The 26,210-nt window shown below is 69.3% G+C and carries 28 protein-coding genes and 1 pseudogene; 13 read left to right on the top strand and 16 right to left on the bottom strand.

The genetic code is table 11. The features are described from left to right. Nucleotides 1-2: 2 nt before the first annotated feature. The 5 genes and pseudogenes from OHS70_RS14595 to OHS70_RS14575 all read left to right on the top strand — a co-directional run bounded on the left by OHS70_RS14595 (nucleotide 3) and on the right by OHS70_RS14575 (nucleotide 3,460). Nucleotides 3-824, top strand: a complete 822-nt coding sequence (locus tag OHS70_RS14595) for a DUF5753 domain-containing protein (RefSeq protein ID WP_328397515.1) — start codon at nucleotides 3-5, stop codon at nucleotides 822-824. Continuing rightward, entirely contained in the window at nucleotides 821-1,060 is a 240-nt protein-coding gene (locus OHS70_RS14590; protein WP_328405628.1) for a DUF397 domain-containing protein, read from the top strand. The genes OHS70_RS14595 and OHS70_RS14590 overlap by 4 nt, the downstream gene beginning before the upstream one ends. Nucleotides 1,061-1,284: 224 nt before the next feature. Beyond that, the gene (locus tag OHS70_RS14585) at nucleotides 1,285-2,130 is read left to right on the top strand and encodes a hypothetical protein (RefSeq protein ID WP_328397513.1); all 846 of its coding nucleotides are present in this window, start codon (nucleotides 1,285-1,287) and stop codon (nucleotides 2,128-2,130) included. A gap of 56 nt (nucleotides 2,131-2,186) precedes the next feature. Further along, nucleotides 2,187-2,764, top strand: a pseudogene (locus tag OHS70_RS14580) (Uma2 family endonuclease). Between the two features lie 21 nt (nucleotides 2,765-2,785). Next, nucleotides 2,786-3,460: a hypothetical protein gene (locus OHS70_RS14575; RefSeq protein ID WP_328397511.1), complete on the top strand. Its 675-nt coding sequence runs from the start codon at nucleotides 2,786-2,788 to the stop codon at nucleotides 3,458-3,460. A 230-nt stretch (nucleotides 3,461-3,690) separates the two neighbouring features. On the opposite strand, the gene OHS70_RS14570 is transcribed toward OHS70_RS14575, so the two are convergent. From OHS70_RS14570 to OHS70_RS14530, 9 genes are all read right to left on the bottom strand, one after another. Continuing rightward, the gene (locus tag OHS70_RS14570; RefSeq protein ID WP_328397509.1) at nucleotides 3,691-4,344 is read right to left on the bottom strand and encodes a hypothetical protein; all 654 of its coding nucleotides are present in this window, start codon (nucleotides 4,342-4,344) and stop codon (nucleotides 3,691-3,693) included. A gap of 17 nt (nucleotides 4,345-4,361) precedes the next feature. After that, the gene (locus tag OHS70_RS14565; protein WP_328397507.1) at nucleotides 4,362-5,312 is read right to left on the bottom strand and encodes a hypothetical protein; all 951 of its coding nucleotides are present in this window, start codon (nucleotides 5,310-5,312) and stop codon (nucleotides 4,362-4,364) included. Between the two features lie 73 nt (nucleotides 5,313-5,385). Further along, on the bottom strand, nucleotides 5,386-6,027 hold the full coding sequence (locus OHS70_RS14560; RefSeq protein ID WP_328397505.1) for a contact-dependent growth inhibition system immunity protein: 642 nt from the start codon (nucleotides 6,025-6,027) through the stop codon (nucleotides 5,386-5,388). 11 nt (nucleotides 6,028-6,038) lie between these two features. Further along, the gene (locus tag OHS70_RS14555) at nucleotides 6,039-6,371 is read right to left on the bottom strand and encodes an RNase A-like domain-containing protein (protein WP_328405626.1); all 333 of its coding nucleotides are present in this window, start codon (nucleotides 6,369-6,371) and stop codon (nucleotides 6,039-6,041) included. A 30-nt stretch (nucleotides 6,372-6,401) separates the two neighbouring features. Next, the gene (locus OHS70_RS14550) at nucleotides 6,402-6,917 is read right to left on the bottom strand and encodes a hypothetical protein (protein ID WP_328397503.1); all 516 of its coding nucleotides are present in this window, start codon (nucleotides 6,915-6,917) and stop codon (nucleotides 6,402-6,404) included. Between the two features lie 22 nt (nucleotides 6,918-6,939). Beyond that, on the bottom strand, nucleotides 6,940-8,658 hold the full coding sequence (locus OHS70_RS14545) for an RNase A-like domain-containing protein (RefSeq protein ID WP_328397501.1): 1,719 nt from the start codon (nucleotides 8,656-8,658) through the stop codon (nucleotides 6,940-6,942). Next, nucleotides 8,658-8,990 carry a WXG100 family type VII secretion target gene (locus OHS70_RS14540; protein ID WP_328397499.1) on the bottom strand — a complete coding sequence of 111 codons (333 nt, stop codon included), beginning with the start codon at nucleotides 8,988-8,990 and terminating at the stop codon, nucleotides 8,658-8,660. Before OHS70_RS14540 ends, OHS70_RS14545 begins: the two co-directional genes overlap by 1 nt. A gap of 67 nt (nucleotides 8,991-9,057) precedes the next feature. After that, on the bottom strand, nucleotides 9,058-9,450 hold the full coding sequence (locus OHS70_RS14535) for a WXG100 family type VII secretion target (protein WP_328397497.1): 393 nt from the start codon (nucleotides 9,448-9,450) through the stop codon (nucleotides 9,058-9,060). A gap of 95 nt (nucleotides 9,451-9,545) precedes the next feature. After that, the gene (locus OHS70_RS14530; protein WP_328397495.1) at nucleotides 9,546-10,736 is read right to left on the bottom strand and encodes a THUMP-like domain-containing protein; all 1,191 of its coding nucleotides are present in this window, start codon (nucleotides 10,734-10,736) and stop codon (nucleotides 9,546-9,548) included. 90 nt (nucleotides 10,737-10,826) lie between these two features. On the opposite strand from OHS70_RS14530, the gene OHS70_RS14525 reads away from it, so the two are divergent. The 3 genes from OHS70_RS14525 to groL all read left to right on the top strand — a co-directional run bounded on the left by OHS70_RS14525 (nucleotide 10,827) and on the right by groL (nucleotide 14,281). Continuing rightward, on the top strand, nucleotides 10,827-11,912 hold the full coding sequence (locus OHS70_RS14525) for a polysaccharide deacetylase family protein (protein ID WP_328397493.1): 1,086 nt from the start codon (nucleotides 10,827-10,829) through the stop codon (nucleotides 11,910-11,912). A 306-nt stretch (nucleotides 11,913-12,218) separates the two neighbouring features. Continuing rightward, on the top strand, nucleotides 12,219-12,527 hold the full coding sequence (gene groES / locus OHS70_RS14520; protein ID WP_010471835.1) for a co-chaperone GroES: 309 nt from the start codon (nucleotides 12,219-12,221) through the stop codon (nucleotides 12,525-12,527). Between the two features lie 131 nt (nucleotides 12,528-12,658). Next, nucleotides 12,659-14,281, top strand: coding sequence for a chaperonin GroEL (groL, locus tag OHS70_RS14515; protein ID WP_328397491.1), 1,623 nt, complete (start codon nucleotides 12,659-12,661; stop codon nucleotides 14,279-14,281). Between the two features lie 126 nt (nucleotides 14,282-14,407). Here groL and OHS70_RS14510 read toward each other — a convergent pair whose 3' ends face one another. The 5 genes from OHS70_RS14510 to OHS70_RS14490 form a co-directional block, all read right to left on the bottom strand. Further along, nucleotides 14,408-15,097, bottom strand: coding sequence for an ester cyclase (locus OHS70_RS14510; protein ID WP_328397489.1), 690 nt, complete (start codon nucleotides 15,095-15,097; stop codon nucleotides 14,408-14,410). Nucleotides 15,098-15,158: 61 nt separating this feature from the next. Beyond that, nucleotides 15,159-16,187 carry a hydroxyacid dehydrogenase gene (locus tag OHS70_RS14505; RefSeq protein ID WP_328397487.1) on the bottom strand — a complete coding sequence of 343 codons (1,029 nt, stop codon included), beginning with the start codon at nucleotides 16,185-16,187 and terminating at the stop codon, nucleotides 15,159-15,161. Between the two features lie 198 nt (nucleotides 16,188-16,385). Beyond that, a complete protein-coding gene (locus tag OHS70_RS14500; RefSeq protein ID WP_328397485.1) occupies nucleotides 16,386-17,159 on the bottom strand; it encodes an SDR family NAD(P)-dependent oxidoreductase in 774 nt (257 codons plus the stop codon). Between the two features lie 10 nt (nucleotides 17,160-17,169). After that, nucleotides 17,170-18,681 (bottom strand): multicopper oxidase family protein, encoded by a 1,512-nt coding sequence (locus tag OHS70_RS14495; protein ID WP_328397483.1) that lies wholly within the window; start codon nucleotides 18,679-18,681, stop codon nucleotides 17,170-17,172. Between the two features lie 91 nt (nucleotides 18,682-18,772). Then, complete coding sequence (locus tag OHS70_RS14490) at nucleotides 18,773-19,453, bottom strand: MOSC domain-containing protein (protein WP_328397481.1); 681 nt, start codon at nucleotides 19,451-19,453, stop codon at nucleotides 18,773-18,775. 81 nt (nucleotides 19,454-19,534) lie between these two features. Here OHS70_RS14490 and OHS70_RS14485 point away from each other — a divergent pair, with 81 nt between their 5' ends. Beyond that, a complete protein-coding gene (locus tag OHS70_RS14485) occupies nucleotides 19,535-20,434 on the top strand; it encodes a LysR family transcriptional regulator (RefSeq protein ID WP_328397479.1) in 900 nt (299 codons plus the stop codon). A 120-nt stretch (nucleotides 20,435-20,554) separates the two neighbouring features. On the opposite strand, the gene OHS70_RS14480 is transcribed toward OHS70_RS14485, so the two are convergent. Then, a complete protein-coding gene (locus tag OHS70_RS14480) occupies nucleotides 20,555-20,878 on the bottom strand; it encodes a WhiB family transcriptional regulator (protein WP_328397477.1) in 324 nt (107 codons plus the stop codon). 440 nt (nucleotides 20,879-21,318) lie between these two features. On the opposite strand from OHS70_RS14480, the gene OHS70_RS14475 reads away from it, so the two are divergent. The 4 genes from OHS70_RS14475 to OHS70_RS14460 all read left to right on the top strand — a co-directional run bounded on the left by OHS70_RS14475 (nucleotide 21,319) and on the right by OHS70_RS14460 (nucleotide 25,641). Further along, nucleotides 21,319-21,930: a response regulator transcription factor gene (locus OHS70_RS14475; RefSeq protein ID WP_003948568.1), complete on the top strand. Its 612-nt coding sequence runs from the start codon at nucleotides 21,319-21,321 to the stop codon at nucleotides 21,928-21,930. Between the two features lie 256 nt (nucleotides 21,931-22,186). Then, the gene (locus OHS70_RS14470; RefSeq protein WP_328397475.1) at nucleotides 22,187-22,774 is read left to right on the top strand and encodes a sigma-70 family RNA polymerase sigma factor; all 588 of its coding nucleotides are present in this window, start codon (nucleotides 22,187-22,189) and stop codon (nucleotides 22,772-22,774) included. 141 nt (nucleotides 22,775-22,915) lie between these two features. After that, on the top strand, nucleotides 22,916-24,415 hold the full coding sequence (guaB, locus tag OHS70_RS14465) for an IMP dehydrogenase (protein WP_328397473.1): 1,500 nt from the start codon (nucleotides 22,916-22,918) through the stop codon (nucleotides 24,413-24,415). A 101-nt stretch (nucleotides 24,416-24,516) separates the two neighbouring features. Continuing rightward, nucleotides 24,517-25,641, top strand: coding sequence for a GuaB3 family IMP dehydrogenase-related protein (locus tag OHS70_RS14460; protein ID WP_328397471.1), 1,125 nt, complete (start codon nucleotides 24,517-24,519; stop codon nucleotides 25,639-25,641). Nucleotides 25,642-25,712: 71 nt separating this feature from the next. Here the strand turns inward: OHS70_RS14460 and OHS70_RS14455 are convergent, their stop codons facing one another. Beyond that, nucleotides 25,713-26,198: a hypothetical protein gene (locus OHS70_RS14455; protein WP_328397469.1), complete on the bottom strand. Its 486-nt coding sequence runs from the start codon at nucleotides 26,196-26,198 to the stop codon at nucleotides 25,713-25,715. Nucleotides 26,199-26,210: the final 12 nt, after the last annotated feature.

Raw genomic sequence — 26,210 nt, 5'->3', positions numbered from 1 at the left:
GCATGACCGAGACGGCACAGCTCAAGCAGACACCGTCCGCGTGGCGGCACTGCGGGCAACAGTTACAGATGTGGCGCCAGGACGCGGGGGGTTCGTGCCAGGCGCTGGGGGAGGCGGCCGGGTACACCGAGGGCACGATCCGGGCGATGGAGGTGGGACGGCGCAGACCGACGGCGCGGCTGCTGGCGGTGGCCGACGATCTGTACGGGGCGCGGGGCAAGTTGAAGGCACTGGAGAAGTTCCTGGTGCCGGATCCGTTCCCGCCGAGGGCGGCGGAGTTCATGGAGCGGGAGGCGCATGCGATCGCGCACCAGTCGTACGAGCCCATTCGCGTCCCGGGCCTGCTCCAGACCGAGCGCTATGTGCGGGCCCTCTTTGCCACCCACTGCCCGCCGATCGACGACGAGACGGTCGAGCACCGCGTCGCCGCGCGCATCGAGCGCGGATTGATGCTGGCCCGCAGGCCGACCGCGTACTTCAGCTTCGTGATCGAGGAGAGCACGCTGAGACGGCCCGTGGGCAGTCCTGACGTGATGAGGGAGCAGTGTGAACACCTGTTGGCCGTAGGCGCGTTGCGCAATGTGGACATTCAGGTGATGCCGACGTCGCAGGGCCTGCATCCGGGCAACGACGGCCCGATTGTGCTTCTCGAATCGCCGGATCATGAGCACCATGTGTTCGAGGAGGGTCAGTCGGTCAGTCACCTGACGGGCGAGCCCGAAACGGTCAGCAAACTGACCCAGCGGCTCGGCATGATCCGTATGCAGGCTCTCGGGCCCGAGGAGTCCGCTGAGGTCATCAAGAGAGAGGCCGAGGCGTGGTGAGAACCGGTCTGGCGTGGTTCAAGTCGAGCTACAGCGACAACGAGGGCGGAAACTGCGTCGAAGTCGCCCTCGCCTGGCGCAAGTCGACGCACAGCGACAGCGAGGGCGGTAACTGCGTCGAGGTCGCCACCTGCCCCGACGCCGTCCATGTCCGGGACTCGAAGCTCACGTCGAGCCCCGAACTCGCCGTACAGGCCCGCGCATGGGCGGAATTCGTCGCGCACGTCGGGGCTTGAGCTTCGGGACGCGGGATTCGAGACGCCTTTAGAAGGATTGGGTGGGGGGATTGTTCCCGCCCACCCACCCCTAAGTGGCCCGCACACCAGGCGAGATGACTTTTTGTGATCGAGTCGCGACGTACGGCCATGGCCGTGTAGCGTGCGCAGCAAGAGCGACCCCCATGCGGTGTTACCAGCACCACACAGGGGTCTGACCTACAAGATCGTTAAGGCCCGATCTCATGGCTACTCAGCAGCTTAATCCTGCCCTGCGCCCGCCCGCCCACCCCATGGCCAATCCCGGCTACGGCAAGCGGCTCGCCCCCTCCCAAAGCCCCCGTCGCGCCGACGACTTCGCACATCTGCCCAGGCGTGAGGCGGAGGTCGCCGACTACATCGACCGGCAGGCCGAGGGCGCGGACATCTCGGTGAAGACGCTCGCGAAGCACGTTCCCGGCTACGGCCAGTGCGCGATGGGCACGATCCTCAAGAGCCTGTCCGCCGCCGGTCACTACCGCCGAATCCGTCAGTGCGTGACGAGCGAGTCCGGCACGAACCACTGGGTGTGGCGCTCCTACTGGTCCCGTACCGCCCGCGACGACGCCTGGTGGGCCCGCTTCGCGGCGGGCGAGCTCGGGGCCTCGACCATCCCGGCCTCGCTGGCGCGCTCGGCGGCGTACGACCTGCTGGCCCGCCTCGGCCGTATCGAGGCGGGCCTGACGCTCTCCGCGCCGGAATGCGCGGCGCTGGAGGCGGCGGCAGGGGTGTGGTTCGAGCGGGGCGCGAGCGAGACGCAGCTCCTGTCGGCGCTCACGGCCGGGCTCCCGGCGCACGTCTCCCACCCGTACGGCTTCGTCCGCCGCCGTCTGCTCGACAAGCTCCCACCGGAACCGCCGGCCCCGCGCATGGTCATGGAGTGCACGGAGTGCGGCGTCCCGGGCGACCCGGCATTCCTCCCCGGCGGCCTCTGCCGCGCCTGCACGGGCCCCGGTACCACCGCGCACGAACTCCTGCCTCCCGGCCGCGTCCACGACCACGTGGACCAGCTGAGGGCGGCCCTGCGGACATCGGAGAGGAACGAGACATGACCATTCAGCACGCACCGCCCGAGGCCGGGGCACCATGGAGGCAAGGAGGCGACGCCATGACCCCGATGCCCAGTGCCCGGCCCCAGATGACGGTCGAGGAGTTCGAGGTGATCGAACGCTCGGCACCCGAGACCGTCCGGCTCGAGTTCATCAATGGAAAGATCGAGGTCAAGCCCGTGCCGGACGGCAACCACGACGAGGTCATCGCCTGGCTCCAGCAGCTGTGCATGCAATCGCGGCCCGACCTGTGGCTCTACCCGGAGCGGGGTCTCAAGATCTCTGCCTACTGGCGGGGCCGCGCACGGACGGACGGTGCCCTCGCGCCGCGCAGGCACTTCACCGGGGCCGGAGAGTGGGCGGAACCCGACGGCGTCCTGATGGTTGTTGAGGTCACGTCGCACGCCGCGACGCCGACCGGCGCGACCGTGTCGAGAAGCCGGACGGCTACGCGGCGGCAGGCATCCCGGTCTACCTCCTCATCGACCGGGAGACCGACAGTGTCACCGTCTACGCCGAGCCGGAGGAGGGCCGTTACCGCGCCTCCACCACACGCCCCTTCGGTGCGGTCGTCGAACTTCCTGACCCGGTCGGCTTCGCGCTGGAGACCGACGAGCTGAAGGAGTTCGCCGCCTGAGCGGGCGATAGGGTCGCACATGTGTCCCGTCGCAACCCGCTGCCCCCACCCCCTCCGCCCGTCGAGACGAGGGCATGGCCCGACCACGAGTCGCTGCTCGCGGACCGGGCGAAAGCGATGACGGAGCTGCACCGGCGGAGCATCGACCCGAAGCGGCTGGTGCTGCTGTGGCTGACGGCGGCGGGGTTCGCGCTCGGTTGGGTCTTCTTCGCGACGATGCTGGGGGTGGTCGCCGAGGAGCTGGACCCGTTCAGCATCCTGTTCGGTGCGACCACCGGCCTTCTCGGCGTCGGGTGCATGATTCCGACCGGTCTGGTGGTCGGCCTGGGTATCGCCCGCGACACGGAGATCCGCCGACGCCTGTGGCAGTGGACCGCGTTGGACTGGGATCCGGCCCGGGACGCCCGGTTCGGCTCACCGGTGCTGAGCCTGGTGTGGTTCATCCCGTCGTTCCTGCTGTGCGCGTCCGGCCTGTTTCTCTCCTTCGCCGTGCCGGCCGACGCGAGGCCGGGCGAGGACACTCCGGCCGGTGTCGCGCTGCTGATGGGGCTGGGCTTCATCATGTGGCTGACCGGTCTGATCGGCGCCGCCAAAGCGGTGAGCCACTACCGCTGGGCGGTCCGGCTGATGGCCGCAGGCTCGGCGGTCGGGACGCGTCAGCAGTACGCGACGCCGCAGGGCGGCGCGCACCGCTGAGGGACCTACGCCGGGCGGTTCTGGAGCTGTTCACGGGGTGGACGGAGCAGGCGCGTGCACCGGAGAAGGGCCGCGAGTCCTGATGTACGTACTTGCCGCCGGGCCGGAGAGCCGTGAGGTCCTCCGGCCGGATCTGCCGCCGTGAACGCGTCCTCGGCGGAGTAGACGTTGCTGAAGGACGCACTTGTACGCGCCCCGGCCGGTCGCGATCTTCAGGTGACTCCCGCGGGTCAGCCCCGGTGGTAGCTCCTCATGTGAGCGTGGCCCCGCTCGGTGATGATCTTCAGGGTGGCGGGTGTGACGCTCTCGTCGTGCGACAGGAACGCGTCCCTGAAATGCGCGGACTCGGCGCACAGCGACAGGGCCGTCTGCGCCTGGGCCACGAAGGGGACGACCTCCTGCTCGCAGCACGGGTGCTCGCCGTCGATGCGCGCCTGGAAGGCGGCTTCGAACGAGTCGTACTCGCCGTCGTACGCCCAGGTGTCCAGGTCCCGCAGCAACGGGAACCGCGCCTCGGCCTCCCATCTGGCCAGAGGCACCACGTCGTACCCGGCGGGCCGTACCCGGTCCGCGACCCGCAGCAGCCTGGCGAGTTCGCCCATGAACACGGGCACGCTCCTGGCTCCGGCGGCGGCGAGCCAGGCCTGGCGTGCGTACTCGGGGCAGCCGGCGAAGAAGTCCTCGGAGAACGTGGTGGTCATGTAGTCGAGTTGGGAGGCGAGAGGCTGCATCGGCGCGCGCCAGGCGGCGTCCCAGTACTCGGTCCGCAGGACGCGCTTGAGCCGCATGACCTGCCACTCCAGTGGCTCGCCGCCTTGGGCGGCGAGGCCGACCAGCTGGAAGAGCGGGCCGCTGGTGAAGATGCCCTCGGGGTGCAGAGCCATCGAGTCAGGGTCCTGCTTCAGTCGAAGTCCTGGCCGTCGACAAGCCAGGACGTGCCGGTGGCGGGGTGGTCGGCGGCGAGATGGAAGTACCAGATGTCGTCACCGGGGAGCTCCCAGGTGAGGCAGTCGAGCCCGGCGACGTGCTCCGAGACGGTGTCCGCGGGGGAGTCGTCGGGCAGTCGGGCCATCCTGCGAAGCAGGCGCCACACGGCGATCCGGCCGAGGGCCATCGACTCCGAGGTGTACGCCCCCTGACCGCCCAGGGCCTTGAGCAGCCCCGGGTAGGCGGCCGCGAAGGGTACCGGGACGGCCTGGGTCAGCCGTTCGTGCCGGGGGAGGCCGGAGAGGTGCCTGGCCAGCGCCTGCGCGGCGGTGCAGTGAAGGGGGCCCGCGACCTCGGCGTAAGAGCCGCTGTTGGTGGCCCAGGACGGCAGCGGCGGGGGAGCGGTCCACGTGAGCGCGGTGGCGCCCGTGTCGGGGAGCGGCAGGCCGACACGGGCGGTCACGTCATGGACGGGAATCCCGTCGAACCCCCCGGCCGAGCCGTGACGTCCGTACGACATGGGCGAGTTCTCCACGTCCCAGAACTCCGCCTCCCACGTCTGCAGGGCGAAGGGGATGTCACCGAACAGCTCGGGTCCGAGGCTCCCGGACGCCCGGGCCAGATCCTCTCCGCGCAGCACACGGGAGTGTGCCACGAGATGCCGGAGCTCGGGATCGGACAGGTGCGGGCCCACCTGCCGCCAGGTCCAGTGCTCCGCGACGGCCTCGAAGAACAGCGACCGGCGCTGCGACCAGGCGAGCTCGACCAGGCGGGCGACGGCCTCCGCGTATTCGCCGGGAGCCTCGACGACGAATGTGTGCGTCACCAGGCCCCGGGAGTTCGCCGACTCGCGTCGTGCCTCGGCATCGGAGCTCTCGGCGATGCTGCGGTCGAACCGGTCGGCAGCCGGAGCAGTTCTTCCCACTCGCCGGCATCGGCCAACTGGTCCGAGAGACGGAACACTTCCTTGTGGTCCATGACGGTCCGCCGCCGACCGCTCACCGCTCGCGGAGCCGTATCGCCAGGTCGGCGAGCCAGCCGCTGGGGGTGTAGGGCGCGGGCGGGTCGATCTCCATGCCGAGTTCGTCCAGGGCGAGGGCGTAGTCCGGCTCGTCCAGCGGCAGGGTGAGCAGGTCGTGCAGCTCGCCGGTGAGTTGGGCGATCAGGCCGGAGTCGGTGGTGTCCAGATAGTCCTGGAGAGCGGCGTCGTGGTCCTCGAACTCGTCCGGCATGTCCTGGGAGAACCACCCGCCGAGGAACTGGGTGAGCTCGGGGAAGCGCGCCCGCCATTCCCAGCGGGTCTGCGGTGTGGCGGGCGGCGGCGCCTGGCCCGTCTCGACACTCTCCTTGAGCCGGTCGGCGAGACTCGCCAGCCACGCCTGGATCTCGGCGTCGGGCAGGCCCACGTCCGGTACGGGATAGAACTCGCCGAGGCGCTGGCGGAGCCGGCCCGGAGGGTTCTCGGCGTACGTGCGCAGCTGCTCCTCGGCGATCGGAATGGCCCAGGGCCGGGTGCGCCAGGTGTGGCGGAGGTACGCGGTCAGTGGCTCGTCGTCGTCGGCGGTACGGCCCAGGTAGGCCCGGATGACATGGTCCAGCTCGCCATACCTGCGGTCGTGTTCGCGCGGCTTCAGGGACACGGGTGCTGCCTCTAGAGGTAGATCGGGAAGGTGGCGTGGACGGTGAAGCCGTGCGGGCTCTCGGCGCTCCGCCTGAGGATCACCCGGGCGGCGCGTACGTCGACGGGTTCGCGGCCGGCGAGCATCATCGCCTGGAGCAGGACGCGCCCGACCGGCTCGGGTCGCGAAGGCCAGGCGGCCTCGACGGTGAGGCGCTGCCGGGTGGACTGGGCGAGCCACCGGTGGATCACCTGCTCGTTGGCGGTCACCACCTGCTGGGTGGCCCACTGGGCGGTCTCCCGGTCGGGATATGTGGCGGACCTGTTTCGGATGGACACCTTGCACCTTCGAAGGAGCGGAAGAATGGAGAGCGCGTATGGTGCGGAGGAGAGGCGCTATGCGTCCTCGAATCTCCAGGCCACCAGGAGATGATCGGGTGAGACCGCGACGAGGCAGACATCGTAGAGCGTGACCGCCAGCGAGTTGTAGTGGAATCCGGCCTGGAAGAAGTCCGCCGAATCACCGTTTTCGGCGTGGCCGTGGTTCGTGAAGAATTTTGCTTCCGCGCCGACGGACCGAAGAATGTCGCGGACACATTCGTCCCGGGCGCGGTCGGCCTGTTGCAGTGAGGCGTCCGGGCCGTAGTAGAAGGAGCCGTGGGCGAGGAGTTTGACGAGGTCTTCCGCCCCGTGCCGGGGAACGGGAAGCAGACTCAGGCGAATTGTTTCCGGATCGACGTCGTCGAACATCGCTTCCGGGGTGATGCCGATGTGCTGGGCGCTCTTCCGCCCCCGCAGGACGTGAACCAGGTCGTCGACCCAGTCCTCGGCCGTCCGGCGAGAGAGCTGCACGAAGTGCGAGGATCCGCCGAAGAGCTGTGCGGCGCACTCAGGGAGACTTCCGAGGCTCACGAACGTCACGCTCACTCTTGTGCTAGGGGTTGGACGGCATGGAAGTGTAGACGACGTACGGCGGGTCGATTCCGTTCTTGTATTTGAGGACCACCTTGACGCTGTGCGTATCGCTCGCCGTCGTCGAACCGGCAGGCACCGTCCGGCCGGTGGCATAGTCGAATTCCACCGGGTCCAGCGTGAGCATGGAATTGTCCTGGCGGGGTACCGAAAGCCACCTCTCGATCTTCTTGGGATTGTTCACATCGAGGTTCGGCTTGCCGGCGTTCTCCGGCTTGCTCCCGTCGGGCCCGATTTCGTCCATGGCGTCCTGGGTCGCCTTCTGGGCGATGGCCAGGTCCGGGAATGTCGATGCCGCGGTGATGGTGGGCTGGTCCCGGAGGCGGTTCAGGAGTTGCTCGTCGCTCTGCCCCACGTGCTTGTCGATCACATGGCTGTTGTGCACGCCTTCCTGGTTCGCCAGGTCGACGGGATAGAAGTGGTTGTCCTTGTCCTCACCCGGCACGGTGTAGAGCGGCTGCTGCTTGAATTCGTTGAGCGCCCTCGCCCCGAACGCCTGGGCCCGGGCGTCCTCCGCGCGGAATGTGGGCGCGGCGCGGTGTGCCTCGTTCAGCGGTTCCATCAGGGCCTTGAGCTTGGGAACCAGCCCGTTCACTCGGGTGTTGTACGCCTCGACCACGGAGTTGAGGGCCGCCTTGTCGATGTTCAGCGTGATCTCGAGGCTCAGCTCGGCGGCGCCTTTCGCCAGGCCCTTGAGGAAGCGCCCGACCGCTTTGGCGCCCTCCTTCACGTCCTCGCCGTCGACGCCGTCACTGAGGTCGATCTTGCCGAGCGCCTCGCGTACGGCCCTCATGTAGATGTCCCAGACCTTGCCGTTGAGGTCCACCGCGGCCTCGGCGAAGTCGTACAGGAGATCGCTGATCTTCATGGCCGTGTCGAACAGCACGGTCATCACGGGATGGGTGGCACCCGTGGTCGACGAGGCGCTGTCGTGCTTCCACTCGTAGCCGGCGGTGGACTTGCCCCATGCCGACGTGCCCCACAGCGAGCTGCAGAACTTCCGCATGGCCTCGTGCCATTCGCTGTTGCTCTGCTGGGTGATGCTGCTGACCTGGCCGGTCAGCGCGCTCTCGGTCATCGAGAGCGTGATCGTCATGTCCCGCCAGGCCTTGGACAGGTCGTTGAGGTAGTGCTGCTGGGGAAAGGGATAGACGTCCGCGACCTTGCCCCAGCGGAAGGCGTGCTTGAGCACCGGGCGGAACGCGTCCCGGACGACCTCGGGGATCCACTCCAGGATGCTGCGCAGCCATCCGTCGCCGCCGTCGTCGTCGCCCCACTTCAGGTTCGGGACCTGCCCGTAGTCGGGCGCCTTGTCGATGACCTGGGGCGGTGCCTGGACGACGGGCTTCTTCTGGCCGGTGGGGTCGTTGGCCGCCTCGGCCTTCGAGTAGTTGTTGGCCGTGCTGGCGAAGCCGACGGCGGCGCCGCCGATGCTGACCACGCTCTTGGCCCAGACGTCGAGGAACTTGTTGCCCGCTTCGACGTAGGCGGTGGCGAAAGCCTGTGCCGCGGTGCCGTAGCCGCCGGCGTCCGGGTGCTGCTGCAGCTTGGTGACCAGTGTCTTGGCGGCCTGGCTGTACATCGGCTGCTGGACCGCGAACCCGCCGGAGACACGGTGCAGGTCGGACGGTTTGACGTCGATGGTGCCGTTCTGCGGGGGCGGGGAAGGCGGTGTGCCCATCAGGCCGCCCCCCACCCGCGCAGCACGGCCCTGTGCGCCTCCGCGTAGTTCGCGTGCCCCGTGGTCACGACCTCATGGAGCCAGGCCTGGGCGGCCTGGAGGTCCTGCATGTCGTGGTCCCACTTGTCGAGTTCGTCGACGAAGGTGTCGCGGGCCTCGCCCTTCCAGGTCAGGACCACCTTCTCGGTCCGGTCGTAGAGCGTCTCGAGGTTCTGGTTGAGCTGACGCAGGATGTCCTCGAGCTCCAGCGCCAGATTGCGCAGGGTGGTGAAGCTGACGCCTATGTGGTCGTCGGACACGGCTGTATCCCCCAGCTGCTGTGTCGGTCGCATGTGTGTGCGCTGATGCGTTCGGAGAGGGGCCCGGGACGTACCGGACGAGAGATGTCCTGGGAGGTGGTCAGAGTCCGTCGAGGGAGCTGCGCGGCCCGGGCGGCGGAGCCGTGCCCTCCGACAGCTCGCGCGCCTCCTGCGCCACGTCGACGTCGGCCCGGACCGCTCGGATGGCCTGGAGCGTGTCCAGGTCCTGTTGGGTGAACCCGTCCCGGCCCAGGCGGACGGCCGCCTCGAAGAGCTTGAGGGTTTCCCGGATCCGTACGGCGTCCTCCGCGACGCCCCGGTGCAGCGCCCGGTACCCACGGGCGGCCTCGCCTTTCCAGCCCGCCTCGATGCCGTCGACGATCGCGTCCATCCGGCGGACCTGGCCGTCCAGATGACGCTGCATCGCGTCGAGGTCGTCGGCGAGCCGGGTCAGGTCCTCCCTGGATGTGCTGAGGTCCGCGTTGTCCGCCATGAAGTCCCCGTCTCCCCTCGCGCACGCTTTCGACACCCTAACAACTCCACCTGACAGCTTGGCTGTTGCAAAGGAGGCGGAAGGTGTGACCTCGGCTACGCCGGGTGCCCCACCAGCATCGTCGGGGCCCCCGCCACCCTCGTCAGGAACACCGTCGCCGCGTTCGGCCCCTGCGGCTTCACCTTGCGGCGCAGTTCCTCAGGCTCCACCGCGGAGCCGCGCTTCTTGACCGTCAGGTGCCCGACCTCGCGCTCCCGCAGCAGGGCCTTCAGCTTCTTCAGGTTGAAGTGGAGTCGGTCCGTGATCTCGTATGCGTTCGCATAGGGCGTCGGGCGCAGCTCGTCCGAGGTGATGTACGCGATCGTCTCGTCGATCAGCCCGCCGTCCAGCGTCTCGGCGATCTCGGCGACCAGGTGGGCGCGGATGGCTGCGCCGTCCGGCTCGTACAGGTAACGGCCCACCTCGCGGACCCCGGGATTCGGCAGGTTCCGGCCGGTCAGCGTGTGCGGGCCCGGCAGCAGTGTCGCCCGTACCGTGCCCGGAGCCGTACCGAACCAGAGCACCGCCTCCTTCACGTCGCCGCCGTCCGAGATCCACTCCGCCTCCGCCTCGTCCGGGACGGTCTCGTGCGGGATGCCGGGGGCGATCTTGAGGGCGGCGTGCGGGCGGGTGCGGGCGGCACCGATCGCCCAGGACAGGGACGGGGAGTACGCCTCCGGGTCGAAGATCCGGCCCCGGCCGCCGCGCCGGGCCGGGTCCACGAACACCGCGTCGTACGCGGCCGTGTCGATCTCCGTGACATCGGCGCAGCGCACGTCGATCAGGTCCGCGAGGCCCAGCTCCTCGGCGTTCGCGCGGGCTACGGCGGCGGTCAGCGGGTCCCGGTCGACGGCGAGTACCGAGATGCCCGCGCGGGCGAGGGCGAGCGCGTCACCGCCGATGCCGCTGCACAGGTCCGCGACGCTGCGTACCCCGGTGGCGGCGAAGCGTCCGGCGCGGTAGTCGGCGACCGAGCGTCGGGTGGACTGCTCGACGCCGTTCGGGGTGAAGAACATCCGGCGGGCGTCCTCGGCGCCGAACTTCGCCACCGCGCGCTGCCGCAGCCGGGCCTGCCCGAGCGCCGCCGAGACCAGGTCGGCCGGGTGCTCGCGGCGCAGCCGGGTGGCGACGGCCAGCTCCTGGGCGGGGTCGTAGGAGTCCAGGCCGGCCAGCAGTGCCCGGCCCTCCTCGGTGCGGAGGGCGGCGAAGGCGGCCAGATCGGCGGCGGGCGGATCAAGGTCGTTCACCGGGCCATTGTGGGCCAGGCGGGGGATGGTGCGCCCGCGGTGGCGGTGTCGGCCCGGTGCGCGGGCGTTGCGCTGACAGGATGCGACGCCATGCAGCTAGTACGACAAAAGGTAAAAGTAAAAGCATTTCGGGGTCGCGCGGTTCTGGCCGCGCTGCTTGTCGCCGCCGTCGGCTCCGGCTGTGCGGCAGAGGGCGCAGGGAAGCAGGCGGATGCCGGTGCCTCGCGGCCCGCTGCGCCCGCCGCCGGGCCCGCTGCCGGGCAGCAGGACGGACAGCGAGCGGAGAAGGGGTCCAGGGAGGGGGTACGGAAGGAGGCTGAGAAGGCGTCCCGGGAAAGGGCTGAGAAGGGGGCACGGAAGGAGGCCGGGAAGGGTGCCCGGGAGGAGGCCGCACGGCCGGGTGAACCCGGTGCGGCCGGGGCGCTCGCCTCGTATGTGCAGAAGGTCAAGCGCCAGCAGAAGGCCCGCGCCGCAGCTGCCAAGAAGTGGGGGCTGGAGCGCGCCCCGCTCGCCGCGCCGCCGCCGCCCGACGTCAAGCCCAGGATCACCACTCGCAAGGGCTTCGAGGTCGACGGTGGCATGGAAGGCCTGCCGCCCGTCTTCACCACCGTCCCCACCGAGGAGAAGGTCGTCTTCCTGACGATCGACGACGGTGCCGAGAAGGACCCCGAGCTGATCAAGATGATGACCGAACTGCAGATCCCGTACAGCGCCTTCCTCAGCGACTACGTGATCCAGGGCGACTACGGCTACTTCAAGAAGATGCAGGACGCCGGGGTCTCCCTGCAGAACCACACGCTCACCCACCCTTATCTGCCCGGGCTTTCCTACAAGAAGCAGCTGCGGGAGATCTGCGGCCAGCAGGACAAGCTCGAGGAGCGGTACGGCACGCTGCCCCGGCTGTTCCGTCCGCCGTACGGCAACTACAACGAGAACACCTTGCGCGCCGCCAAGTCCTGCGGGATCAAGGCCGTGCCGCTGTGGGCGGCGGAGGCGTTCCCCGATCACATGGAATGGCGCGAGTGGGACCGGGACCTGCACCCCGGCGACATCATCCTCACGCACTTCCGGGGCAAGGCGGAGTGGAAGGCGGCCATGCCCGACCTGATCCGGCGGGTCATGAAGACGGTGACCGCGAGGGGCTACGCGGTGGCGAAGCTCGAGGACTACGTCTGAGTCAGGGATACCGGCCGCCTGCGCCGAACGGGGGTGGCCGGTGGCGGCTCAGGGAGACCCGGCCGCGTCCGGAACCGGGGCACCTGCTGCGGCGTTGTCCGCATCGAGACCCGATCGACGCGGACGACCACATTGGCACTCCGCTTGACCGAGTGCTAACCGCGGTCATAGTCTCGGCTCTGGCACTCCCCACCGGAGAGTGCCAACACAGCGACGGGCAGGTCCGGCACCCGCGACGACGGATCGACCTGGTCGCCACCTCAGACAGTCAAACCCCGTGAGATCTCCGAAGGGGGAGGTCGGATCGTGACGACCACCAGCTCCAAGGTTGCCATCAAGCCGCTCGAGGACCGCATTGTGGTCCAGCCGCTCGACGCCGAGCAGACCACGGCCTCTGGCCTGGTCATTCCGGACACCGCCAAGGAGAAGCCCCAGGAGGGCGTCGTCCTGGCCGTGGGCCCGGGCCGTTTCGAGAACGGCGAGCGCCTGCCGCTCGACGTCAAGACCGGCGACATCGTGCTGTACAGCAAGTACGGCGGCACCGAAGTGAAGTACAGCGGCGAGGAGTACCTCGTCCTCTCGGCCCGCGACGTGCTCGCGATCGTCGAGAAGTAAGCGAGGGTCTGGGGGCATCCAGCCCCCAGAAAGCTCCGCACCCAGATCGGCTTTGAGCTGCGCCCCTGGTCACCCCGCTGATTGCCGGGCGGCGAGGGGCGCAGTTCTTTGAGAGGACTTGAGAAGCTCCCATGGCGAAGATCCTGAAATTCGACGAGGACGCCCGTCGCGCCCTCGAGCGCGGCGTCAACAAGCTTGCCGACACGGTCAAGGTGACGATCGGCCCCCGCGGCCGCAACGTCGTCATCGACAAGAAGTTCGGCGCCCCCACCATCACCAACGACGGTGTCACGATCGCCCGTGAGGTAGAGGTCGAGGACCCGTACGAGAACCTCGGCGCCCAGCTGGTGAAGGAGGTGGCGACCAAGACCAACGACATCGCGGGTGACGGTACGACCACCGCCACCGTGCTGGCCCAGGCCCTGGTCCGCGAGGGTCTGCGCAACGTCGCCGCCGGCGCCTCCCCGGCCGCCCTGAAGAAGGGCATCGACGCTGCGGTCAAGGCCGTCTCCGACGAGCTGATCGCCACCGCGCGTCCGATCGAGGAGAAGTCCGACATCGCCGCCGTCGCCGCGCTGTCCGCCCAGGACCAGCAGGTCGGCGAGCTCATCGCCGAGGCGATGGACAAGGTCGGCAAGGACGGTGTCATCACCGTCGAGGAGTCCAACACCTTCGGGCTGGAGCTGGACTTCACCGAGGGCATGGCCTTCGACAAGGGCTACCTGTCCCCGTACATGGTGACCGACCAGGAGCGTATGGAGGCGGTCCTCGACGACCCGTACATCCTGATCAACCAGGGCAAGATCTCCTCGATCCAGGACCTGCTGCCGCTGCTGGAGAAGGTCATCCAGGCCGGCAGCTCCAAGCCGCTGCTGATCATCGCCGAGGACGTCGAGGGCGAGGCGCTCTCCACCCTGGTCGTCAACAAGATCCGCGGCACCTTCAACGCGGTGGCCGTCAAGGCTCCCGGCTTCGGTGACCGCCGCAAGGCGATGCTCGGTGACATGGCCACCCTCACCGGTGCCACGGTCATCGCGGAGGAGGTCGGCCTCAAGCTCGACCAGGCCGGTCTGGACGTGCTGGGCACCGCCCGCCGCGTGACGATCACCAAGGACGACACCACCATCGTCGACGGTGGCGGCAAGTCCGAGGACGTCACGGGCCGCATCAACCAGATCAAGGCCGAGATCGAGTCCACCGACTCCGACTGGGACCGCGAGAAGCTCCAGGAGCGCCTCGCGAAGCTGGCCGGCGGCGTGTGCGTGATCAAGGTCGGCGCCGCCACCGAGGTGGAGCTGAAGGAGAAGAAGCACCGTTTGGAGGACGCCATCTCCGCGACCCGCGCCGCGGTCGAGGAGGGCATCGTCTCCGGTGGTGGCTCCGCGCTCGTCCACGCCGTGAAGGTGCTCGAGGGCAACCTCGGCAAGACCGGCGACGAGGCCACCGGTGTCGCCGTCGTCCGCCGCGCCGCCGTCGAGCCGCTGCGCTGGATCGCCGAGAACGCCGGTCTCGAGGGCTACGTCATCACCGCGAAGGTGGCGGAGCTGGAGGCCGGCCAGGGCTTCAACGCCGCGACCGGTGAGTACGGCGACCTGGTCAAGGCCGGCGTCATCGACCCGGTCAAGGTCACGCGCTCCGCGCTGGAGAACGCCGCGTCGATCGCCTCCCTGCTGCTCACGACCGAGACCCTGGTCGTCGAGAAGCCTGCCGAGGAGGAGGCCGACCACGGCCACGGCCACGGTCACAGCCACTGATGCCGTAGGGCTCGCGTGAAGGCCCCTGTTCCCCGCTGCGTGCGGGAGCAGGGGCCTTCGCCGTACGGACGACACCGCAGTGAGTCGCGCCGTCGTCGTCCGGCAGCAGCGAGTCGTGCGCGGTGGTCAGAACGCGCCGAGCTGCCGCATCAGGTGCAGGGCGTCGTAGTGCCACCAGCCTTCCTTGATCACCGCGTCCTCGAAGCGGAAGACCGTGGTACCGGTCATCGTGCACTGCTTGCCGGTGGGGGCGATGCCCTGGAAGTCACCCTTGTGCGTGCCGTGCCAGGTCCACAGAGTCACCACGTCGTCGCCTTCGGTCACCTGGCGGTCGAGGTCGAAGTGGAAATCGAAGGCGTCGCGCCAGCCCTTGATGTCCTGCTTGATGCTCTGCCTGCCGATCCCGGGCTCGTCCTTGCTGATGTCGTGGTCCCGGTAGTCGGCGGCGAAGACCTCGTCCACCCCGTCCAGGTTGCCGCCGACGATGATCTCGTGGAAGCAGCGGCGGGCGGTTGCCGCGTTCATCTGCTCGTCCCGGACCACATCGAGGTCGGTGAAGGACGGCATGCCGTCGCACAGGGCCACCATCTCCTGGAAGGCCTTCTCGGTCTCCGGGAGGTGCGAGTTCTTCATCGCTTTCTCGTACGAGTCGAACTCGACTATCTCGACGTAGTGGGACGCGTCGGAGCGGTCCCTGCCGGTGAGGGTGTGGCTGGCGGTCCGCTTGCCCTGGGTCGCCTCGGCCCACCTGTCCATGAGCGTGTTCATGTCTTCGGGCTTTGTGGTCCTGTATTCAACTAGCTGTACGAACTTCATGGCGTCTCCCCGCATTCGATGGGATACGTCCATTTTAGTGATGTTCACCCCTCCTGCCGGGTCAGGCCGAGTAACCCAGCGCGGCCGGCTGGACCGGGTCGGCGAACGGCAGGCCGGCCGCGAACCGCTCCACCTCGTCCAGCGCGTGATCGGCCAGCCGGTGCAGCTCGCCGCCCAGTGAGCCGGCGATGTGCGGGGTGAGCAGCACATTCGGCAGGCTGTACAACGGCGAGCCGGGCGGCGGCAGTTCGGGATCGGTCACATCCAGCACGGCATCCAGCCGGCCCGCGACCACCTCGCTGAGCAGCGCGTCCTCGTCGACCAGGGAGCCGCGTGCGGTGTTGATCAAGGTTGCCCCGTCCCGCATCAGCCCCAGCTGCCAGGCGCCGATCATATGGCGGGTGGCCGGCAGCTCAGGGGCATGCACGGTGACGATGTCCGCGCGGGCGCAGAGCTCGTCCAGCTCGGTGCGCAGGACGCCGAGCGCGCTGGCCTCGGCGGCACCGACATACGGGTCGTACAGCAGAACCTGCAGATCGAACGGGCGCAGCAGCTCGATCACGCGCCGCCCGACACGCGAGGCGCCGACGACCCCGACCGTACGTCCGTAGTTGCCGGCGTCCTCGAACTCCGGGTGCCAGTCGTGCCGGGCCTGCAGTTGCCCGTACCGCTGGGCCGAGTGCAGGACCCGCTTCCCGGCGAGCAGGATGGCGGCCAGCGTGTACTCCGCGACGGGCAGCGAGTTGGCCGCCGCCGCCGACGCGACGGCGATGCCCCGCTTCCAACAGGCGTCGGTCACATGGTGCTTGACGCTTCCCGCTGCGTGGACGACCGCGCGCAGTCGGGGAGCTTCGGCCAGCACCTCGGCGGTGAGGGCGGGTGCGCCCCAGCAGGTCAGCAGCACCTCGGCGTCGGCGAGGGCGGCGGCCAGGGCCGGCTCGGGAGCGGTCAGGTCGTGGGCGATCCGACGCGGGTCGGTGCGGGTGAGCGCGGTGAGACGGTCGAGGTGGCGGTCGGTGAACAGCCGTTCGGCGATGCCCGGGCCCATCGCCAGCAGCAGGGCGGGACGGTCAGCGGTTGTGTGGTCCATGACGCGGGCTCCTCTTTCTGCGAGTGATGCCGGTCGTTGCTTCGCCCGGCCCCAGGGCCGGACTCATCGGGGCCGGGGCCGTCCGCGCTGTACGAGGCGCGCATCCGCAGCCGCGGCAGCAGTGACAGATGGCAGCGCGCCTCGTCCGTGGCAGGTGGCCCCTCCGCCGGGCCGCTCGTGGAAGGGCCGGCTGCGGGCCTACTGCGGACCGTACTTGCGTCCCGCCCGGGAGCTGACCCCGCCGAGCAGCCCGCGCGGCGCCAGCTTCACCACGCCCATCAGCGCCTTGTACCGCGCGTCCGGGATCGAGAGCGTCTTTCCCCGGGCCAGGTCGGACAGTGCCGTCGCCACCAGCTTGTCGACATCCAGCCACATCCAGCCGGGGATGTTGTCCGTCCCCATCCCGGCCCGCTCATGGAATTCCGTCCGTACGAACCCCGGGCACAGCGCCATCAGCCGCACTCCCGAACCCGCCAGATCCCGTGCCGCTCCCTGGGTGAACTGCACCACCCACGACTTGGACGCGCCGTAGGTGCCGCGCGGCACGAACGCCGCCACCGACGCCACATTGACCACACCGCCCCGGCCGCGCTCCCGCATCGCCTCCGCCGCCGCCGCGGTCAGCCGCAGCACGGCCTCGCAGTGCACCTTGAGCATCGTCAGCTCATCGGCCATGGAGACCTCGAGGAAGCGTCCCTTGTTGCCGAACCCGGCGTTGTTGACCAGCAGATCGACCGGGTCCTTCCGGTCGGCCAGCCGCCGGGCGACCGCCTCGATCCCGCCCTCCTCGGACAGGTCCGCGGTCAGCACCTCCGCCTCGATGCCGTGCTTGTCGTGCAGCTCGGTGGCCTGCTCCTGCAGCCGCTTGGTGTCACGAGCCACCAGCACCAGGTTCCGTCCCTCGACGGCGAGCCGCCGTGCGAACGCAGCGCCGATGCCCGCGGTCGCTCCCGTAATCAGTGCAGTCGTCATAGGCGGCACGTTAGTGCCCCACGTGTGAGTGCGGCGTACGCACCGTGCCCGCCTTCTGGCCCTTCTCGACGACCACGAACTGGCCCATCATCCCTATGTCCTCGTGATACAGCAGGTGACAGTGGTACATGTACGGGGTGTCCGGATCGGCCGGCCCGGTGAACCGCATCGCGAGCTTCACGGTCTGACTTCCCGGCACGAACACCGTGTCCTTGGCCCCGCGCAGTTCCGGCGGCGGCTGCTTGCCGTCCACCTCCAGCACCCGGAACTGCACGTCGTGGACATGGAAGTTGTGCGGGACGCCGTCGTCGTTGCGCACCGTCCAGGTCTCGGCCGTGCCGCGGACGACGGTCTGGTCTATCCGGTCCATGGCCATCGGCCGACCGTTTATCCCTGACATCAACAGACCGAAGGACCGCTCGCGCACCGAGTCCGAGCCGTCCGGCACCTCTGGCTCGCCGAGCCTGGCGGGGATGCCGGGGGAGGGCCGCAGGGTGTCCTTGGCACGCAACTCCAGCACGTCGAAGGTGTCGTCCGCGCCGCTGAACCGGCTCTGCCAGAAGTCCCCGTAGTTGGTCTGCGGATAGCTGCGCAGTACGGTTCGCTCACCCGGCTTCATCCGTACCACTGTCTCGGCACGCTCGCCCGGCGACAGCTGGATCCGGTCGAGGGCGACCGCCTTCTCCAGGAGTCCGCCGTCGGTGCCGACCAGTGAGAACTTCCTGTTGTCGGAGAATCCGAAGTCATAGGTGCGGGCGGTCGAGGCATTGAGCAGCCGCAGCCGCACCAGCTCGTCGCCCACCTCCTTGTACGGGTCGAGGGTGCCGTTGACCATGGTCCGGTCGCCGAGGAAGCCGACGTTGCGCATCAGCTTGTGGCCGCTGTCGAACTTCGCGCCGTCGAAGCGGACGTCCTGCACGATGACCGGCAGGTCGTCCACCCCGTACCGCTTCGGCAGCGCGAGCCGTGTCGAGTTCGCGTCGTCGAGCAGGAACATCCCGGCCAATCCCCGCTGCACATGCCGCTCCGTCCTGCCGTGCGGATGCGGGTGGTACCAGAGGCTGGCGGCCGGCTGGTCCACGGTCCAGTGCGGGCTCCAGGTCGCGCCGGGCGCGATCATCTGGTGCGGGCCGCCGTCCATCTTCGCGGGCAGATGCATACCGTGCCAGTGCACGGTGGACTCCTCGCCCAGCTTGTTCTTGATCCGCACCTGGACCTTCTCGCCCCGCTCCGCGCGCAGCGTCGGCCCGAGGAAGGCCCCGTTGAATCCCCAGGTGGGCGTCTTCAGCCCCGGCCTGAACTCCTTCTGACCGGCCTGCATCGTCAGGTCGAAGACCCGGGTGCCATCTCTCTTCACCGCGGACTTCGCGAGCGGCGGTATGGCGAGCTCACGGCTGAAACCGGCGCCGACGTTGGACACCTTGGCGTCCGAGAACAGCCAGAGTGAACCGCCGCCGAGCGCCAGGCCAACGATCACGACAAGGGTCGTGAGAGTGATGAGGACGCGCTTGAAGCGAGACATGCATCCAGCGTCCCGGCCGGCACTCGCGGGCACATCGGGGACCGCCCCCAGCCGCCCCCCAGTCAATTCCGGGGCTTCTAAGGGATTTCCCCTATATGACGGAGTCGGACACCCCGCCGTGCTTGGCCACGTACGCGCGCGCGTCCCGCAGCAGCCCGGTGTGGAGCGCCTCTCCGGCCGCCAGCACCTTCGGCAGCAGTGAACGTTCCACCGTCTCGGCGCGGAAGGCCATCACGACGGTCACGTCGTGCCCGGGCCGGTGCACGATCTCGACCGGGTCGCCGGCGCGGATCTCGCCGGGCTCGATCACCCGCAGATATGCGCCGGGCGCGCAGTCCCGAGTGAAGCGCTTGACCCAGCCCTTCTCGTCCAGCCGGCTCGCGAACGTCCGGCAGGGGATGCGGCCGCTCGTCACCTCGAGCACCAGATCGTCGCCGATCCGCCAGCGCTCCCCGATCCGCGCGCCGCTCATGTCCACCCCGCTGGTGGTGAGGTTCTCGCCGAACGAGCCGTTGGGCAGCGGCCGGCCAAGCTCCTTCTCCCACCGGTCGAGATCCTCGCGCGCAAAGGCGTACACCGCCTGGTCGGTGCCGCCGTGATGGCGCAGGTCGCTGATCGCGTCCCCGGCCAGACCGCTCCCGCCCTGACCCTTGGGGCCCGGATCCGTGACGCGGACGGCTCCGTCGACCGGACGCTTGTCGATGCCTGTCGCGCCGTTGTCGGCGTAGTCGACGGTCCTGAGCTGTCCCACGTTCACGGTCAGAAGCTTCATGCCGGCCACGGTAATGGGTGCACCCTCAAACAAGCCACTCGACAATGCCGCCCTTCCCCAAGGCTCCCTTATGATCGACGGGTGATCGAAGCCCGTCATCTCCGCGTCCTGCGTGCTGTCGCCGCCACCGGTTCGTTCTCCGCAGCCGCGCGGGAACTGGGCTGCACACAACCTGCGGTCAGCCAGCAGATGAAGGCGCTGGAGACCTCCGCCGGGACTCCGCTGCTGATCCGCACGGGCCGTGAGATGCGCCTGACCCAGGCCGGCGAGGCGCTGGTACGCCATGCGGCGGGCATCCTCGCCGGGCTCACCGCGGCCGAGGAGGAGATCGCCGCCATCGCCGGTCTGCGGGCGGGAAGAGTCCGGCTGGTCTCGTTCCCCAGCGGCAGCTCGACGCTGGTGCCCACGGCACTCGCGGCGCTGCGCGCCGCCCACCCCGGCACCCGGGTCTCACTCGTCGACGCCGAACCGCCCCGCTCGGTCGAGATGCTGCGCGACGGCGACTGCGATGTGGCGCTCGCGTTCCGGTACGGCGAAGCGGCCGGCGCGGACGCGGAGTGGGCCGACCTGGTCGTCCGTCCTCTGCTCACCGACCGGCTCGTCGGTCTGGTCCCCGAGGGGCATCGGCTCGCCGAGGCGGACACTGTCGCCATCGGCGATCTCGCGGACGAGCCGTGGATCGCGGGCTGCCCGCGCTGCCGCCGCCAGCTCGTCGATGTCTGCGAGGCGGCGGGCTTCACCCCCCGGATCGACTTCGCCACCGACGACTACCCGGCGGTGGCCGGCCTGGTCGGCGCGGGCCTGGGCGTCGCGGTGCTGCCCGAGCTCGCCATCGAGTCCGTACGCCCCAGGGGCGCCCGCACGGTCACCGTCGAACCGGCCGTCGCCCGCGAGATCGTCGCCCTCACGCTTGCGGATCTGGCCCAGGTCCCTGCGGTCGCCGCGACCCTGGACGAGCTGACCCGCGCCGCCGCCCGCTGACGGACCTGCCGTGCGGCGCCCCGCCGTGACCGTTCACCGCCCGAACATGCCGCATCGACCCCCAGGTGCGCCGGGAGTCGGTGCAGGAACGTTTCTTCGGTAAGGGAGTGAGGGCGGGTGTCAGCCGTGCGCAGAACCTCCTGCGCTCGTGGCCGGGATCAGCCGATGGCGTGCGCGTCCCATGAGCTCCTCGCGCTCGTCCTCCGTCAGGCCGCCCCAGACGCCGTACGGCTCGCGCACCGCCAGCGCATGCGCCGCACACTCCGCCCGGACCGGGCACCTCATGCAGACCTCTTTCGCCGAGTTCTCACGCGCGCTTCGCGCTGCGCCCCGCTCACCCTCCGGGTGGAAGAAGAGCGAGCTGTCGACCCCGCGGCATGCCGCGAGGAGCTGCCAGTCCCACAGATCGGCGTTGGGTCCGGGAAGGCGAGAGAAATCTGCCATAGCGCATGTCCCCTTGAAACCGTGCTGAGTGGATACAGGACAGGTCGGACCGGACGGGCTCCCGGCCCCATGCCTGCCGGATCGGGCACCCGCGCCGTGCCAACGACCGTACATCTACTATGTAAGTAGATGTAAATATGACTCATTGCGAATCTAGCCATAGACACTGCGAAAAGGGAAGGAAAGCCGCTGAATGGGGCATAGCCTCTGGGTGGAGGGCAGATGATCTGCGGCACCTCGCCCCGTGCGCGCCCCTCGCGTTGTGTGCCGAAGGCGCCCGTCCGACCCGTAACTCTTTCGAGTGACCGTCGTTGAGAGTGCGGAGGCGGTTGAAACAACAAGCTCTAGGGCACATGTCCGAGAGCGTTCAACCGCACAGGTGACGAAACGTACCCAGCCTGGAGGCACAAGGTGACGCGCATCAGCTGCGGAGGGCGGCCATGACATCCGTCCTCGTCTGCGACGACTCCCCGCTTGCCCGAGAGGCGCTCCGCCGGGCGGTTGCGACCGTGCCCGGTGTCGAGCGCGTGACGACCGCGGCCAACGGCGAGGAAGTCCTCCGCCGCTGGGGCGCCGATCGTTCGGATCTGATTCTGATGGACGTACGCATGCCCGGACTGGGCGGCGTCGAGACCGTCCGCCGGCTGCTTTCCGCCGACCCCGGCGCCCGGATCATCATGCTCACCGTCGCCGAGGACCTCGACGGTGTCGCGCTCGCGGTGGCCGCCGGAGCCCGCGGGTATCTGCACAAGGACGCCTCGCGCGCCGAGCTGCGCGCGACGGTCACCCAGGCGCTGGCCGATCCCACCTGGCGGCTCGCCCCGCGGCGGCTGCGCTCGGCCGAGATGGGCGCTGCGCCCACACTCACCGCGCGTGAGATCCAGGTGCTCGAGGGCATGAGCCACGGCCGGTCGAACGCCGAGATCGGACGCGAGCTCTTCCTGTCCGAGGACACGGTCAAGACGCACGCCAGGCGCCTGTTCAAGAAGCTCGGTGCCTCGGACCGGGCGCATGCGGTGGCGCTCGGATTCCGCTGGGGCCTGGTCCGCTAGGTCCCGGAGGAGTGGGCTGCCCCTGGGGTACGGCAAACCCCGCCCGTTCGTATGCGGGCGGGGTGACGCATGCTCGAGGGCATCCGTTTCCCGCGCGATGCCGCATGCTTGAGATGTGGAGTTCCTCGGGGACGTGTCGGTCGAGCGGGAGGGGAGGGCGCACGAGATGACTTCTGGCGTGCCAACTCATAACGCTTCGGTGCACAAGTACGGACGCAGTGCGACGGACCAGCAGCCGCCAAGGCACCATGGACCGATGCGTGACGACGAGGCGGCGACCGCCCAGGGGGCCATCGGTGCGCTGGTGCACCGTGCCGTCGACGGCGACGAGCAGGCCACGCACGACCTGCTCGCGCATGTGCACCCGCTCGCGCTGCGTTTCTGCCGCTCGCGGCTCAACCGGCTGCCCGGCGACGCGCGCCACTTCGTGGAGGACCTCGCACAGGAGGTCTGCGTCGCGGTGCTGATGGCGCTGCCGCGCTACAAGGACACCGGGCGGCCGTTCGAGGCGTTCGTCTTCGCCATCGCCTCCCACAAGGTCGCCGATCTGCAGCGTGCCGCCATGCGGCATCCGGGCTCGACGGCCGTGCCGTCCGACGAGATGCCCGAGCGGCCGGACGACTCGCTCGGCCCCGAGGAGCGCGCGCTGCTCAGCGACGACGCGGAGTGGGCCAAGAAGCTCCTCGCCAATCTGCCGGAAAATCAGCGGGAGCTGCTGGTGCTGCGGGTCGCGGTGGGCCTGACCGCCGAGGAGACCGGCCAGATGCTCGGGATGTCGCCGGGCGCTGTCCGGGTGGCGCAGCACCGCGCGCTCAGCAGACTGCGGGCGCTCGCCGAGCAGTGAACCGCAGGTCGGTCGCGTCCGTAGAAATAACGTCCGTAGAAATATCCAAAGCTGCTTGCTGATCTTGATCGTGGAATGAGACGGCTGCTGAGCCCGTTAGCATGGACATCCGCACCGATCAAGGCCATTGGGGAAGGTGTCATGACCAACGTCGACGGAGTGCCCGAGAAATTCGCGACACTCGGGCTGACCTACGACGATGTGCTGCTGCTGCCGGGTGCCTCTGACATGGCGCCCGACCAGATCGACACCTCCTCGTACATCTCGAAGAACGTGCGGGTGAACATCCCGCTGCTGTCCGCCGCCATGGACAAGGTGACCGAGGCGCGTATGGCCATCTCCATGGCCCGCCAGGGCGGCGCCGGTGTGCTGCACCGCAATCTCTCGATCGCCGACCAGGCCAACCAGGTCGACCTGGTCAAGCGCTCCGAGTCCGGCATGGTCACCGACCCGATCACGGTGAACCCGGACGCGACGCTCGCCGACGCCGACCGGCTGTGCGCCAAGTTCCGTATCAGCGGTGTGCCGGTCACGGACGGCGCGGGCAAGCTGCTGGGCATCGTCACCAACCGCGACATGGCCTTCGAGTCGGACCGCGGCCGCCAGGTGCGCGAGGTCATGACCCCGATGCCGCTGGTCACCGGCAAGGTCGGGATCTCCGGTGTGGACGCCATGGAGCTGCTGCGCCGGCACAAGATCGAGAAGCTTCCGCTGGTCGACGGCGCGGGCATCCTCAAGGGCCTGATCACGGTCAAGGACTTCGTCAAGGCCGAGCAGTACCCGAACGCCGCCAAGGACAAGGAAGGCCGGCTGCTCGTCGGCGCCGCCGTCGGTGTCGCGGGAGACGCGTACGAGCGCGCCCAGGCACTGGTCGAGGCGGGCGTCGACTTCATCGTCGTCGACACCGCACACGGCCACTCCAAGCTGGTCGGCGACATGGTCGCCAAGATCAAGTCGAACTCGGCCGTCGACGTCATCGGCGGCAACATCGCCACCCGCGACGGCGCCCAGGCGCTCATCGACTCCGGCGTCGACGGCATCAAGGTCGGCGTGGGCCCGGGCTCCATCTGCACCACCCGCGTGGTCGCCGGCATCGGCGTCCCGCAGGTCACCGCGATCTACGAGGCCGCGCTCGCCGCCAAGGCGGCCGGCGTACCGGTGATCGGTGACGGCGGGCTGCAGTACTCCGGCGACATCGCGAAGGCGCTGGTCGCGGGCGCGGACACGGTCATGCTGGGCTCGCTTCTCGCAGGCTGCGAGGAGTCCCCGGGCGAGCTGATGTTCATCAACGGCAAGCAGTTCAAGTCGTACCGCGGCATGGGCTCGCTGGGCGCCATGCAGTCCCGTGGCGAGCAGCGCTCGTTCTCGAAGGACCGGTACTTCCAGGAGGGTGTCGCCTCCGACGAGAAGCTGGTGCCCGAGGGCATCGAGGGCCAGGTGCCCTACCGCGGCCCGCTCTCCGCCGTCGTCCACCAGCTGGTGGGCGGTCTGCGCCAGTCGATGTTCTACGTCGGCGGGCGCACGGTGCCGGAGCTGCAGGACCGCGGCCGGTTCGTCCGGATCACCTCGGCGGGACTCAAGGAGAGCCACCCGCACGACATCCAGATGACCGTCGAGGCACCGAACTACAGCAAGCTGTAGCGCACACGTCCGCAGGGGCGGTTCCGGCTCACCGGGACCGCCCCTGACGTGTGTGTCGGGGATACTGGTAGGCGCAGACGTAGAGGGAAAGGCCACACAACGTGACTGAGATCGAGATCGGGCGCGGCAAGCGCGGCCGCCGGGCGTACGCGTTCGATGACATCGCCGTCGTACCGAGCCGGCGCACGCGGGACCCGAAGGAGGTCTCGATCGCCTGGCAGATCGACGCCTACCGCTTCGAGCTGCCGTTCCTGGCGGCCCCGATGGACTCCGTGGTCTCCCCGCAGACCGCGATCCGCATCGGTGAGCTCGGCGGTCTGGGCGTACTGAACCTCGAGGGGCTGTGGACCCGCTACGAGGACCCGCAGCCGCTGCTCGACGAAATCGCCGACCTGCCGACGGAGACCGCCACCCGTCGTCTGCAGGAGATCTACGCCGCCCCGATCAAGGAGGAGCTGATCGGGCAGCGTCTGAAGGAGGTGCGCGACTCCGGTGTCGTCACGGCCGCCGCGCTCTCGCCGCAGCGCACCGCGCAGTTCTCGAAGACCGTCGTCGACGCGGGCGTGGACCTCTTCGTCATCCGCGGCACGACCGTCTCCGCCGAGCACGTCTCCGGTGCCGCCGAACCGCTGAACCTCAAGCAGTTCATCTACGAACTCGACGTCCCGGTCATCGTCGGCGGCTGCGCCACCTACACCGCCGCCCTGCACCTGATGCGCACCGGCGCGGCGGGCGTCCTGGTCGGCTTCGGCGGCGGCGCCGCGCACACCACGCGTAACGTACTGGGCATCCAGGTGCCGATGGCGACCGCCGTCGCCGATGTGGCCGCGGCCCGCCGCGACTACATGGACGAGTCCGGCGGCCGGTACGTCCACGTCATCGCGGACGGCGGCGTGGGCTGGTCCGGCGACCTGCCGAAGGCGATCGCGTGCGGCGCCGACGCGGTGATGATCGGATCCCCGCTGGCGCGCGCCACGGACGCGCCCGGCAAGGGGCACCACTGGGGCATGGAGGCCGTCCACGAGGATGTGCCGCGAGGCAAGCTCGTGGACCTGGGCATCGTCGGCACCACGGAGGAGATCCTGACCGGGCCCTCGCACAGCCCTGACGGGTCGATGAACTTCTTCGGGGCGCTGCGCCGGGCGATGGCGACGACGGGTTACAGCGAACTCAAGGAGTTCCAGCGTGTCGAGGTGACGGTGGCGGACTCGCAGCACAAGCGCTGACCGCTCTTCGTACGTACGCGTGGGGCCCGGCACCTTCAAGGTGCCGGGCCCCACGCGCTGTGGTGCGACGATCAGGCGTCGGCCTTCTTGGCACCGGCGAACGCGGTGATCGCGGCGATGCCGAGGAAGACATAGGTCATGCCGTCGGCCGCCTTCTTCCAGACCTCCGTCAGCAGGCTGAACTCGTCGAAGAACACCTCGCTGAAGGAGGCACCGGTGCCATCGGCGAAGATCATCGCGATGGCGATCAGCTGGCCCAGGTACACCGCACCGATGGCGAGCACCGCGCTGACGACGGGCAGTACCGGGTTACGGCCACCGGCCTTGGCGGCGGCGAAGCCGATGAGGAAGCCGACGCCGACAGCGGCGTAGCCGATTTCCTTCTCGATGGCTCCGCCGATGGCGCCGTACGCACCGGCGGCGACCAGCGCGGCGACGAACGCGACGAGCAGGCCCAGGCCGACGTTGTTGCGGACGGGCGCCGGAGGCGGAGCCGGGGCGAACTGGTCGCCTCCGGCGAACGGGTTGCCGGACGGCGGCGGAACGGGCTGGCTCATGTCGGATGTCCC

Origin of the sequence: Streptomyces sp. NBC_00390 (genome assembly GCF_036057275.1) — a bacterium.
In the GTDB taxonomy this organism is placed as follows: Bacteria; Actinomycetota; Actinomycetes; order Streptomycetales; family Streptomycetaceae; genus Streptomyces.
Note: the sequence above shows the minus strand (reverse complement) of the source record. Positions and strands in the feature narration are given on the sequence as shown.